The following is a 12,425-nucleotide window of genomic DNA, read 5'->3' on the forward strand; positions in this document are numbered from 1 at the left end:
GAGGTGGGATGTTGACGCGTCGGCGGTCGAGAGACGCCGGCCAGCGCATCGCGCTTAGGCCGCCGCAGGTTTCGCGGTCAGTGAAGATAGGAAACCGGCTGCCGCCCGCGCGGCGAGGCGCCCGATCCGGTGGATGCGAGCGCCTCGCGCCGAAGGCGGCTGACTCGCCTACTGAGCCGGCACGAAAGTGATCGATGTCGGGTAGTAGTCTCCATTGCTTGCGTTGTATGGGCCGCCGAATGTCGTCGTAAAGGGCCCCATTTGCAGCGCCACCGTGTTGACGCCCACGTTCAAGGTCACGTTCTTGAAAATCTGCGCCTGGACGGGAATGCCGGGCGTGGCCGTCGTCGGGTTGGGTGTGCCGGGATTGGCCGCGGTCGTTCTAACCGCCGAGGCCGGGCACCAGTTCCTTGGGTTGCTCGGATTGCTGCCGGTGGTGTTGGATTCCACACCGGTGTTGAGAGGATTGATCCTGGCATTGGCGTACGCACTGCAGTTCGCCTGAGTGCTGAACGCGCTGCCCACCTGAGTGCCGTTGACCAGCAAGGTGTTACCGGCGTTGAAGCCGTACTCGGAATCCCCGCCGTGACTGGTGACGATCACGTTTATCGTACCCGTGACCGTGGTCGCCCCGTTTCCGGGGTTCGGTACGTTGAGCGTTCCGGCAATGGCAAGCACCGGACCCGAGCTGGGCGCGACGGGCGCGTTGAGCGCCGCGGCAACGGCGGTGTTCGAGGCGGGACGGCCGGCGGGCTGAGACGAGACGAAGTCGAGCCCGAAGCTGAAGCCGACGTAGGGAGCCTGCGCTTCCGTTACATTCGCTGGAAACGTCTTCAGCGGGATGTTCGTGCTTGCCTGGTTGTTGGCGTTCCAACATAGCTGATAGCCCTGCGAAGGCGGATAGGTCGGATTCGAGCCGCCGGCGATGCCGACCCAGACATCCTGTGTCGTGCTGATCAGTAGCGGCGCGAAGACACTGACGTCGACCAGCGGGTAGACGTAGGTCGGCGCCTTCTGATCGTAGTAGTTGAATGGCGACATGAAGCGGGCCATTTCGATCGCGTTGGGGAGGTCCGCGGCCGTGGGCGCCACGCCCCGGTCCTTGGTGAGGTAGACCACGGATTCGATGCGATCGTAGCTATCGCACCCGGCCGAGTAGTTGATTCTCGCCTTGAGGTCCGCGCCCAACTGCTTCTGCTGGGCCGGGCTCAGCTTGGTCAGCGTGTACCAGTTCTGTGTGCCGCGCAATACGACCACACCCGATGGCGGCGTGTAGCCGTTCGGCGCGGAAGAGGTGTAGATGCCGAACTGCGGCGACAGGGGGAGCGCGGTCGTGGTGGTTTGCGCGCTTGCCGCGCACGATAAGGCCAACAGTAAGGCGGGACTGGTCTGCTTGATGCGATCGATCCATTGCGCGCGTTGCATGATTGACTCCCGATAAAGTAGCTGCGTGTGAAGAGGCCCGGGTCGAGACGGAGAGGCCGTGCCGTGGCATGCGTGCCGTTGCGGGACCGGGCGATGATCAGCGGTTCGCTTCGGCGAAGCCGGTATCCGATCTTCCGCGCCCCGGCGCCAACGGGCACGACCGTGGAAATCGGTGCGGCGTCGGCTTTCGCCGATCAATACGTACCCGGATACGCCGACCGCGCCTGTACGAGACCGGCGGCGTCGGCCGATGCCTCTGGCCCGTCGCGACGTTCCATCCGGGTGCGACCGGCCGGGTTGCCTGCAACCCGGATCGGCGCGCGAGATGTTCCCCGCCTGCCCGCGGCAGCCGGCTGACGCCGATTTGGACGGCGCTGCCGCCGGACGGCGTGCCGTGGAATGGGCAAGCGCGATCCCGCGCGAGCGGTTCATGCATCATCATCGGCTAGGTCTCCCAGATTGACGGTACCGGAACGGGCGGGCCGCGCTCACGAGCGAACCCCGAGGGATCGCGGCGCGGCAACGCGTCACCGCCGCCCGGCAGCCGGAACAGGCGGGTGGGTCCATCGCGAACCCACCCGCCGACCTTCAATCGGCACCCGAAATCAGTGCTGATTGGATGTCGAGATGAAGCCGGGCGTGCTGTTGATGAAGCTGTTGATGGCGGAGATGTCGAAGCTGCCCCAGCCGGATGCGTAGTCCCAGCCGGCGGCGGCCGAGTAGGCACCGTTGCTGCCGCTGGTGACGTCATGTACCGGCAGGGTCTTGCCGTAGGCGTAGAGGGCCGGCGCGGCAAAGCCTATCGAGTTCGTGTGCGCGCTCTCCAGGCGAGCCCACGAGCCGACGAAGAGCGGCGATGCCAGACTCGTTCCGCCGTTGCTGTAGTACCCGGATCCGCTGGGCAGCGGATTCTGCGAGTTGGAGGTCAGGTAGTAGATGATCGGCGAATTGGTCCAGTCGCCATCGAACGCGACGTCCGGTATCGCCCGGTAGTTGCCGGAGACATTGCTTTGCCAGGTCGGCTTGGTTTCGATCTGGCTGACGCCGCCGCCGCTGTACGGCCAGACCTTCTCGGAGATGTAGCTATCCGTGACCGTCGTGTTCAGCGTCGTGCCGCCGACGGCGACGACGTACGGCGAACTGGCGGGGTAGCTCACGGCAGGCTGGGTCTTGTCGCCGTACTCGCCGTTGAAGTTGGTGTTGGCTTGAGCAGCGGTCGGGCAAGGATACGCACCGTTGTCGCCCGAGGAAACCGAGAAGGTCTGCCCTTGCGCCACGCCGAGCTTGAAATACGAATCCGCCCAAGCCGAGTCCGTGTTGGCGCTGCCATTCAACGTACACACTTCGCCGCCGTCGCCCCACGACAGGTTGATGACCTTGGCGGTATTGTCGCTGACGGCGCCGTTGATGGCCGCCACGAGACCCGCCGTGGTGACGGTGCTTTCGAGACCGTTGGACGTCCGCACGGCGTTGCTATAGGCGGTGTAGAAGGTCAAGCTCTTCACCCCGCCGCTGGTGCCGGCGATCGCCTGCGCATCCATCGCCCATTCGCCCTGTCCGGTATCGTCGTTGCCGGTGGCGCCTTTCGAGCCGCCATAGCCCTTGATCGTCGTGGGCGTCTGCGGAATGCCCTGATCTTTCTCCATGCGGACAAGATCGGCCGCGGACGTCGTCATGGAGCCCCAGCCCACGATGGCCACCGCGGTCGACGTCGCGGGCGCCAGACTGCCGGCGTCGTACACCGTCGCGAATTCCTGCGGCTTGTAGCCGTGCGCGTTCGGATTTCCGTCGACACTGGTGATGACCGAATAGGCCGGCTTCAGCTTCTGGACGGGCAGGGAGTAGACCCGCGGCCGATTCACTGTTTGCAGCCCGAGTACCCGATCGACCGTGTTGCCGAGCGCCGCCGGCACCTGCACGTCGGCCGTGTTGGCGATCGCATCGCGGCCATGAAGGCTGAAATGGCCGATCGTCGTGTGGAACGCCGCGCGCGCCGTGGCGACCGTCCCTTGCGCCGTGACGATCATCCGGTTGGGCGCGATCTGGACGTTCGTGAAGCCTGCCTGGGTCAAATGGTTCGCCACGGCTTGTGCCTGCTGCTCGGTCGGCGCGTAAGTGGCCGTGCTCTGAGCGGCGCTCAGGAATGCATGGTAGGACGCGCTGCCGGGGCGATGCGTTTCCTTGATGAGCTGATCCAGTTCGCCTTCGTTGCGCAGCTTCATCGTAACGGCGATCGTCAGCGGCTCTGTATCGTTCGCGTTGCTGACGAATCGCGCGCCGGCGATATCCGCGTGCACGTGGTTGCGCGTTTGTACCCAGCTTCCCTGTTCGGTGCCTGGCGTCTGTGCCGACACCGTCGTCCCGTATGCCGCCAGTGCAACGGTCAGCGCAATCGCCAGACGCCCGCGTTTCAGTTCGAGCGAGGCTTTGGTTTCTTGATTCTTCATGCTTAAGTACTCCTGATAATTGATCGTTCAACCTTGGAAGACCTGCCTGACCCCCGGCGTCACGCGCCGACGCCGCCCCCTCCTCCGACTCTAGATGCCGCACTCGATCTCGTTCCACGCCCTGGCCGTGGTGCGCGAACGCCCTGGAACCTGTTCCATCGTGATGTTTACTTGTTCATCAAGATGGTTTTAGTTCTTATGAATTAGAAAAAATGTTCGATATGACTCCTCTCCTGGATTCGCGAGTTCGGTACGCCATGTCAGTGCTGGTTTGCGCGGTTCACTACGCGAGCGGCATTTTTCGGTAAATACAACGCCCAAGCGCTTGCTGGAATACCGTGCGCATTCAATTGCACTGCTCGATTTTTCAACGGAAATCGGTACGATCGGTCGGATAATTCCGAAATCTTAAACAGGGTTGGCGATCAACTCCGGGCCTGAGCATATTGCCGGCTCTCATCAAGCGCGTTTCACGGCTACAGGGTGAGTCATATCCACCGGAATGCCTGATCAGGCCGGGCCTGTATTGCACACATTCCAATGGATAGAATTTCCGTCGTATCGGGAATTAATAGCGATGAGTGACCGTATGCTGTTTACGATTTGGGATTTCTCCTTGCGATGTAAATAAAATTAAATGCTTTTGTCAGTATTTTGTTTGGAAGAAGCTTGGCGGCGATAGCCCTCTGAAAGAAGATAGCAATCAAAAATTGCGCCGGTCAAACTTTATTTCATGCGTGATAAAAAATTTAAGCGAACTCGATCAACGTGCCTGAGTTTGGTGCATTTAACGGGGTGGGTCGCGTCGAATTGAAAACGGAACGGCGTTTATGACTGAGTCGAATCGGCTTTTCCGTCGAAATCGAACCGAATGCGATTTAGAAGGCGAGCGGCGTGAAGGCAACGCCGGTTTTCGATGTGCCCGATTGCCGTGCCGGCTGCCGTGGCCGAGTGCGGCAGCAGCCCGGGGGCGAGTGCCTGTCTGCGCATGTTCGGTAGGCACGGATTCGTGTTGATCCGCTCCGACATCGATACACCGGCTCGCCGGATCGAGAGTCGCCGCCGGAAACGGGGGGGCGCCACGCCGAATGCCTGTCTGGCGAACCGATACGGCAAGCGGCGTTCGCTTGGCGGTGCTGCGAACGGCGCGACCCACCGGCGTTATGGCGGCTCACGCAGGGCGGACGTGTCGCGCGTCAGATCGGCGCGTCCTCGGGTGAGTGCAACGAAGAACGCGTCACCCGTACCGGCACCGACTTGTATGACGGCGTTCCGCTCTGCTTGTCCAGATAATCGAGCGGCACGAGGCGGTTCGCTTCCGGATAGTAGGCCGCCGCGGAGCCCGCCGCGATATCGTATGCGACCACGGTGAGACCTTCCATGCGTCGCGTTCCATTCTTCGAAATCGTTTCGATGTCTACCCGATCCCCGTGCTCGAGCCCGCGCGATGTCAGATCGCCCTCATTCATGAACAGGATGTCGCGCCGGCCGAATCCGCCGCGATATCGATCGTCCATCGCGTAGATGGTGGTGTTGTATTGATCGTGACTGCGAATCGTGGCGAGCCGCAACATTCCCGCTTCATCGACTTCGTCATCCTCGGCGAGGCCGTCAAATACGAAGAATTCCGCTTTCCCGGATGGCGTCGGCCATATGCGTTCGGCCGGCGGCAGAGGCAGTCGAAACCCGCCGGGCTGCTTGATGGATGCGTATCGCCTTAGCCGTCGCGCGCAGCGCGCCCCATCCGCCGGCGGGCCCATCGTAGTTCCGGATGCCGGGTACTTCACGTCGCTTCGCCATGTCAGCTCCTTTGAATGGATGGTCTTCGGCCCGCTCTTCAAGCTCGCAGCCGCGGCCGCGTGAGGTCAGCGGTACAGCGCGTCGCGAATCCGGATCGGATAGGCGCCGGACATACCTTCGAACGTCGTGTTCGTGAGACTGACGACGGTGAGCCGCTTGAGGGGATCGATGAACCAGTGGTGACCGTAGACGCCGCCCCATTGGAGCGTTCCCGGCGACTGGGGGGAGTCCGACGCATCGGCATCCGACAACACCGCCCATCCGTAACCGAACCCCCAGCCGGGGCCTTGCGCACCCGCTTGCGGGCCGACGTGATCGCGCATCATGTCGGCCACGGTCGAACGCTGGAGGATCGGTGCGCCCCCTTTCCGAATCACTTCGAGAAATTGCAGGATGTCGCCGGCGGTACCCGCCATCCCGCAGCCGCCGGACGGGTAGGCGGCCGTGTGATGGATCCGGCTGGGGGAATAGCGGATCGCGTTCGAGTACACGGGAACGACGATGTCCTCGGTCATCGCGACGGGTTCGGGGTGGCCGTCCACATAGGGTTTGACGAGACGCCCGGAACGCTCGGCGTGGAACGTGAGATCGTCGAGGCCGAGCGGCGAAGTGACGAGTCTGTGCATCGCGCTTTGAAACGGCTCCCCGGTTGCCCGTTCGATCACGGCGCCCAGCACATCGAGGCCGAGCGAATAGTTCCAGCGTTCGCCGGGCGCAAAGCGCAGAGGAACACTCGCGAGCCGTCGCAGGTTTTCGTCGAGGCTCAGATCGGGTTGATCGAGTCCGTCGGAGATGTCGGCTTTGTCGTAATCGCCGCCGGGCGTATCGAGGAACCGATAACTCAGCCCGGAGGTGTGCGTGAGCAAGTGCCTCAACGTGATGTCCGGTGCGACGCCGTTGGCCAGACGAGGGCGGAATTCGGGCAGATAGCGTGTGACGAGATGATCCAACGCAATGACGCCGCGCTCCACCAGCACCATGGCTGCCGCGCACGTCAGCGGCTTGGTGATCGATGACAGGCGAAAAATGGCGTTCTCCCTCATCGGCGTATTCGCTTCTCGGTCGGCGCGCCCTGCCGCGCGGCGATAGACAGTCTCGCCGTCGAGCGCGACCATCACCACCGTGCCGATTACGCGTTTGTTACCGATCGCATGATCGATGACGGCATCGAGGCGAGAAGCGAGTTCGCTGGTGTTGGTTTGATCTGACATTCGAATGGATCCTTATCGGAGGGAGGGGGTACGGGCGTCAGGTTTGAAAGCGCGTCGCGAATCGAAGCGTGATCGCCATGACGTGATGCCGCGTGGGTGGATGCCGTGGTTGAGGGTGGCTACGGCGATCGCGGCGGGCTGCTGGGTGAGGTTGGCGCTGCGTGCTTTCGGGTTCCGATCATCGGGCAAGGGATATGTCGAAACGACGAGATAGGCGCCTATGCGTTGCATGCAAGTCCGAGTGTGTCGTTCCTTGTGAGTCTAGAACGGGAGCACTATGGATAGAAGTCCCTGCCGTGCGAACGGTAAGTTCGATTTTTCGCAACACGCGCGACATGGATGGCCACATTGCGAAAGCGGGGCAGGTCCGGGCAAACCCGGTTCCGGGAGGCCATGCTGCGGACGTTTGATCGCGGCGCGTTGCTGGTGGGAGAGAGGACTTCGATGTCATGGAATCGCTTCCGCTAGCGGGCCGAGGCGCGATGCGGTGCCGCGACGCCGTGGGATGAGCATGTGCGGCCCGACCGGTCGATCGACCGATGGCCGGCTCCGCATGAAGCGTGGACCGAGTCTCCGTGCCCTATCCGTTCCGGTTCGGAAAACTATTTTTCGGATCACGATATGATCACGCGCTCAGATCCGCGATCTTGCTCTGACGGAACCAGGAACAACGAAGGGATATGCTGAATCTGAACGACATTTATTACTTTGTCCAGGTGGTGGAGAACAAAGGGATTACCGCCGCGGCCCGTGCGCTCGGCATGGCCAAGTCGAGTCTTAGCCGTCGCATACACGGGTTGGAAACCGCACTGGGCGCGCGCATGATCCAGCGCACGCCGAGGGGTTTCGTCATCACGGAGATCGGGGAAGCGTTTTACCGGCATGCGGTCGCGATGCTGGTCGAAGCGGACGCGGCGGAGAATGTGGTGCGCCAGCGGATGGCGGAGCCCAGCGGGATGATCCGATTTTCGAGTTCGGTTGCGACGGCGCAGCTTTTGCTGGCCGATCTGATCCCGAAGTTCATGGCCGGCCATCCGCGCGTGAGCATCGTTCAGCACGCATCCAACAGGCAGGTCGACTTGCTGCAGGAAGGCTTCGATCTATGCCTGCGCGCACATTTCGAACCGCTGCCGGATTCCACGCTGGTCCAGCGGCCCCTCGTGCAAACATCCTGGCACTTGTTCGCCGGGCCGGCTTATTTGCAGAGAAAGGGGGTGCCCGATACGCCTTCGGCGCTCGCGGCGCACGACGGCATCGCCTTCGGCGGTGTCCAGAATACGTATGAATGGCGACTGAGCCATGCGCTGTTGCCGGATCAGGCACAGACCATTCCCTTCAACGCGCTGCTCTGCAGCGACGACATGGCGACGCTGAAAGCGGCGGCTTGCCAGGGCATGGGGATCGTTGCGTTGCCCGGATACGCGGGGTGTCGCGAAGCTGCGGAGGGGCGGCTTGTTCGCGTGCTGCCCGATTGGGTCGCCGGCGTGTCGACGATCAGCCTCCTGATGGTGTCGCGACGGGGCTTGCTGCCCTCCGTTCGGGCATTCGTCGATTTCCTGGCGGAGCATGTGCCGATCGCCGTGCAGTCCTGAGCGTGATCGCGCGATGCCGTTGTCGAGCGCCGATTTGAACCGGGGAACCGCCAAGGCCGGCTTGTCGGCCGATGCTTGCGCGCGATCGCGGCAGCGCGACATCGGCGCGCGGGCCGGCATCTTCTCGTGCGGCGTGCGTCACCCCGCGTTTTCCCGGCACCCGCCGGCAGGTTGAAGCCGCGCCGCGCGAACCCGGTGCGCGGCGGCGGGATTCCGTCTGCCGCGGCGCAACGGCTACGCGCGGCCATCGGATCGAGAAGCCGTCGTTGTCCTGCCGGTCCCCGTTAGCGGCAATGCCGAAAGCGGCGTGCGATGAGCGCACCTCGGCTTCGTGTGCTTCGAACGAGAAGGGGCCCGGCATGACCGGACCCCTTTTGTCGATCGACCGGCCTCCGCATTCGTGCGGAGGCCGTGACCGTCCGCCGTCGCTATTGCTGCTGCAATTGCTGTTGCTGCTGAATGTACTGCCGCACGTTGCTCATCGTCACACGGCCGGTATGGTTCGCATCGATCTCGTCGAAGTGCTTCGCGATATAGCCCAGACCGCTGCTTTGCGCCTGCGCTTTCGTCACCGCCGCGCCGTTGCTCAGCACGGTGTTGGCGCCCAGCCTGGCTTCAACGCGCTGCTGCGCCTGCTGTTGCAGCGTCGCCCCGGTCGACGGCAGCACCGGGGCCACGCGGGTCGCGGGAAAGAACGGGCCGTCCACGCCCCGGCCGCCTTGCGGAAGCTTCACCGGCGCCACCGACTGGGGCGGCAGCGCGTAGGCGCTGCCCATCACGGCACCGAGGACGATCAACGGGGAGATACGCCGCATCAAATTGATTAGAGACATGATCACTCGCATTCAATGGATGAATAGAGGGTTCCTGTAGCAAGGAGTCCGTCGGTCAGGGCGTCACCGCCGCGGTCATCGCGGCCGCCGAGCCCGGAATGCTGCCGGTCGGCGTGCTGGCCGGATTCTCGTCCTGCCACGGCGGCGGCAAGGTCCGCAGCGTCAGCGCGAACGGAATCTGCCTGCCCCGGTAGAAGTCCTTGAGGTCCCGCTTCATCTGCGGACGGGCCACGTCGTCCAGATAAATCATATGCCCGCCCTGGAAGAAATTCACCTGCAGCTTCGGATTCAGGCCGGACACAGTCTGCAGCCGCGCCAGTTGCTTCTCGGTATTGAAGAACGGCGTGGCCAGATCGTGGAAGCCGTTCTCCGAGAGCACGGCGAGCTGCGGGTTGAGCTGCAGCGCGCCCAGCAGATCGGGGATCGTGTCCGGCATGGGCTGGCCGTCATGCGTGAAGTTCCAGATGCCGATGATGCTGTCGTTCAACGGCACGTAGGTGGCGTTCGGCGCCGAATAACCGAGATAGTCGGGCAGCTGTGTCGCGAGCGCGTTCGTGAACGGCTGCGAGATCAGGATGTCCGACGGATCGCCGTCGTTTTGCAGCCTCGGATCGCTGTTCGGCAGCGATACGCGTCCGTCATACCGGCCGATCGTCGTTCCGGGGAGCAGGCTGGTGTTGAACGGATTCGCATTGAAGTAGCCTTGCAGCGCCTGCAGGGTCAGGCTCGAAGGGAACGTCCAGAACTGCAGCGTCGTATTGGTCGGAAAGACCGGCGTTCCCAGCGCATCCGGGATGCCGAGCTGGCTCAGTACCCACGATTGCGAGTACTGCTGCAACTGGTTGTAGATGAGCGTCGTGAACAGTTCGGCCTGCAGCGCGTACAAGCCCTGGTTGATCGGCGCCGGCGACACCTGGTTGTAGTACGCCGCCACTTCCGCGTACCCCGGCAGATAGCCGGCCACGGTATCGGTATCGAGCAGCAGTCCCTGCGTCGACTGCGTGATTGCCACGGCTTCCGTCGCATCCGCGAAGTAGTTCAGGATCGACGACTGCAGCACGATCCCCGTCAGATGCACGCCCGCCGATTCGAGCGCGAGCGACAGCATGTCGGTTCGCGGCGTGCCGTACGATTCGCCGTACAGGTAGATCGGCGAGCTGCCGCGATTGTTGACCGTCAGATAGCGCTCGATGAAATCGCGCATGATGTTGACGTCCACGTCGGAGCCCCAGTACGTCTGATTGGTGTTGGGCAGCACCGCTTCGGAGAGTCCGGTTCCCGGCGGATCGATGTACACGAGGTCCGTCGTGTCGATGAGGCTTTCCTGGTTGTCGACCAGCGGATAGTTGGGCCAGTTGTTGCCGAACAGCGGATCGGGCGTGGCGACGCGCGTCGGCGCGAACGAGCCGAGGCGCAGCCAGATCGACGACGATCCGGGGCCGCCGTTATAAATGAACGTGACCGGGCGCGGGGTGTTGTTCGTGCTGGGCGCGGTGTACGCCACATAGGACATCGACGCTTCGGGGTTGCCCTTCGCGTCCGCCGCCGTCAGGTGGCCGGTGGTGGTCGTGTAGTTGACCGTCTTTGCGCCGGACGTCCATTGGTAGTGCATGACCGCGGCTTTCTCGGCGACCTGCGAGGCGGCGAGGCCGTCGGTGGCGTTCATCGAATAGGCGACCGGGTCGACGTACGGCTGATTGGCGGCGGGTGCCGGGCTGTTGGCGGAAGCTTGCGCGCTGGCCTGCTGGTTGGCGACCTGCGCCTGCGCCAGGGTCGAGGCCGAGCCGGGGGAGGAATCGTCTCCGCCGCACCCCGCGAGCACCGCTATCCCGATGGTCAGTACCCCTAGTCCGGCCAACCGGCCATGACGGCCGCGGCGGTTGCCGGTACAACTCCTGTCTGGTTTCATCTCTATCCTTGGTGGTTGGCTTCGATACCGTTTCACAAAGGCCGCGCTCGCCCGCGAGGCGCGCACGATTCCAGCAACGCGCGCTGCACTCGGAGCATGGGGCGGTTGGGATTCGACTTCTTTAAGAGACTGGACTTGATGCGGATGCCGCCGACTGCCGGCAAGAATGGTGCTTGAACACCCCCTTCATTTCACTTCGTTCACGTCATCAGAATTTACAACACAATAAAAATAGGCGGTGCAAAGAGGCTTTGTCAAGGATAGTGCCGGTATAAAAAAGATGGCCGTGATGTGATTATTCATTGGCGTTTAGCGTTTGAAAGAAATAGCGATGGTTCGGGCCGGGCGTAATTTCCGGAGTGTGCTCTCCTTGAGTATGGTTTTTTTCGTGTACAACGCCAAAGCTAAGCGGGAGATGGGGCACAGCCGGTATCCCTTCAATCTGCCGGGGATTTTCTTTCACTTCTATTATTTCGTGAAGAATTAATGCGGAAGATATGCTGGCGCACAAAAGGTCTGCAGGATATTGAGCCTGATCGCTTCATCGGCAAGCGAATTAAAAAGTGCTGAATCAGCCATAAAATACCGATTTTTTAATCCGTCGCGCGCATGGCGGAATTAGTTACCAAGGGGATGCGCGGACGTGCTCGGGATGTGTGCGATAAGCGGCTTTTTCACGGGCGCCTCGGCCTTGGCATGCCCGGGTTGACGTGCATCGGTGACGGAGGTGTCCCGGCGGCGAGCGGCGGGTTGCCGACAAACGGGCTTGTCGCGATGCGACGAGGGACGCCCCGGGCGAAGCCCTCGGGGCTCCGCCTGGGGCGGCGTCAACGATGGGCGCGTCGGCAGGAGGCGAGCGAGGTCGATCCGCTCCGGAAGCCGATGGGTTTGGCGGCGCGGCCGCGCCGGATGTGCCGGGACGGAACCGATCGAACCGCCCGGCCATGCGTTCGAGGCATGACCTCTTACAGGAAGGGCGGGGACGCGCCTCCGATCATCAGCCCGGCGTACCGGCACGCCCCCGATACAGCCCGATCACCGCGGAAAAATCGAGCCGGCCCGCGCCCTGGCTGCTCATCGTCTGATACAGCTGCTGCGCGAGCGCGCCCAGGTACACCGGCTGGCGTGCAAGCTTCGCCGCGTCGTTCGCGAGCCCCAGATCCTTCAGCATGAGGTCGGTGCCGAAGCCGCCCGTATAGCCGCGCGAC

General features: G+C 62.8%; 7 protein-coding genes and 1 pseudogene. 1 reads left to right on the forward strand and 7 read right to left on the reverse strand.

The features are described from left to right. Nucleotides 1-168 precede the first annotated feature (168 nt). The 4 genes and pseudogenes from RZR99_RS29275 to RZR99_RS29290 all read right to left on the reverse strand — a co-directional run bounded on the left by RZR99_RS29275 (nucleotide 169) and on the right by RZR99_RS29290 (nucleotide 6,883). Nucleotides 169-1,425, reverse strand: a complete 1,257-nt coding sequence (locus RZR99_RS29275; RefSeq protein WP_323123264.1) for a peptide-N-glycosidase F-related protein — start codon at nucleotides 1,423-1,425, stop codon at nucleotides 169-171. Nucleotides 1,426-2,030: 605 nt separating this feature from the next. Then, nucleotides 2,031-3,872 carry a S53 family peptidase gene (locus RZR99_RS29280; protein ID WP_323123265.1) on the reverse strand — a complete coding sequence of 614 codons (1,842 nt, stop codon included), beginning with the start codon at nucleotides 3,870-3,872 and terminating at the stop codon, nucleotides 2,031-2,033. Nucleotides 3,873-5,068: 1,196 nt separating this feature from the next. Next, nucleotides 5,069-5,575: pseudogene (locus RZR99_RS29285) on the reverse strand (molybdopterin dinucleotide binding domain-containing protein); the annotation flags it as partial. Between the two features lie 162 nt (nucleotides 5,576-5,737). Next, on the reverse strand, nucleotides 5,738-6,883 hold the full coding sequence (locus tag RZR99_RS29290) for a serine hydrolase domain-containing protein (protein WP_323123266.1): 1,146 nt from the start codon (nucleotides 6,881-6,883) through the stop codon (nucleotides 5,738-5,740). A gap of 680 nt (nucleotides 6,884-7,563) precedes the next feature. Between RZR99_RS29290 and RZR99_RS29295 the strand changes: the two genes are divergently transcribed. After that, the gene (locus RZR99_RS29295) at nucleotides 7,564-8,475 is read left to right on the forward strand and encodes a LysR substrate-binding domain-containing protein (RefSeq protein WP_323123267.1); all 912 of its coding nucleotides are present in this window, start codon (nucleotides 7,564-7,566) and stop codon (nucleotides 8,473-8,475) included. 428 nt (nucleotides 8,476-8,903) lie between these two features. On the opposite strand, the gene RZR99_RS29300 is transcribed toward RZR99_RS29295, so the two are convergent. The 3 genes from RZR99_RS29300 to RZR99_RS29310 form a co-directional block, all read right to left on the reverse strand. After that, nucleotides 8,904-9,308 (reverse strand): 2-oxoglutarate dehydrogenase, encoded by a 405-nt coding sequence (locus RZR99_RS29300; RefSeq protein WP_323123268.1) that lies wholly within the window; start codon nucleotides 9,306-9,308, stop codon nucleotides 8,904-8,906. A 55-nt stretch (nucleotides 9,309-9,363) separates the two neighbouring features. Further along, the gene (locus tag RZR99_RS29305) at nucleotides 9,364-11,217 is read right to left on the reverse strand and encodes a S10 family serine carboxypeptidase-like protein (RefSeq protein WP_323123269.1); all 1,854 of its coding nucleotides are present in this window, start codon (nucleotides 11,215-11,217) and stop codon (nucleotides 9,364-9,366) included. Between the two features lie 997 nt (nucleotides 11,218-12,214). Then, a partial coding sequence (locus RZR99_RS29310; RefSeq protein WP_323123270.1) for an NAD-binding protein occupies nucleotides 12,215-12,425 on the reverse strand: 211 nt, incomplete at its 5' end.

The sequence above is a fragment of the Burkholderia alba genome (assembly GCF_034721475.1).
Classification (GTDB): Bacteria; Pseudomonadota; Gammaproteobacteria; order Burkholderiales; family Burkholderiaceae; genus Burkholderia; species Burkholderia alba.

What these genes read in the sequence shown, in the direction of transcription:
- RZR99_RS29275 (WP_323123264.1), bottom strand. Translation starts at nt 1,425, where the DNA reads ATGCAACGCGCGCAATGGATCGATCGCATCAAGCAGACCAGTCCCGCC.
- RZR99_RS29280 (WP_323123265.1), bottom strand. Translation starts at nt 3,872, where the DNA reads ATGAAGAATCAAGAAACCAAAGCCTCGCTCGAACTGAAACGCGGGCGT.
- RZR99_RS29290 (WP_323123266.1), bottom strand. Translation starts at nt 6,883, where the DNA reads ATGTCAGATCAAACCAACACCAGCGAACTCGCTTCTCGCCTCGATGCC.
- RZR99_RS29295 (WP_323123267.1), top strand. Translation starts at nt 7,564, where the DNA reads ATGCTGAATCTGAACGACATTTATTACTTTGTCCAGGTGGTGGAGAAC.
- RZR99_RS29300 (WP_323123268.1), bottom strand. Translation starts at nt 9,308, where the DNA reads ATGTCTCTAATCAATTTGATGCGGCGTATCTCCCCGTTGATCGTCCTC.
- RZR99_RS29305 (WP_323123269.1), bottom strand. Translation starts at nt 11,217, where the DNA reads ATGAAACCAGACAGGAGTTGTACCGGCAACCGCCGCGGCCGTCATGGC.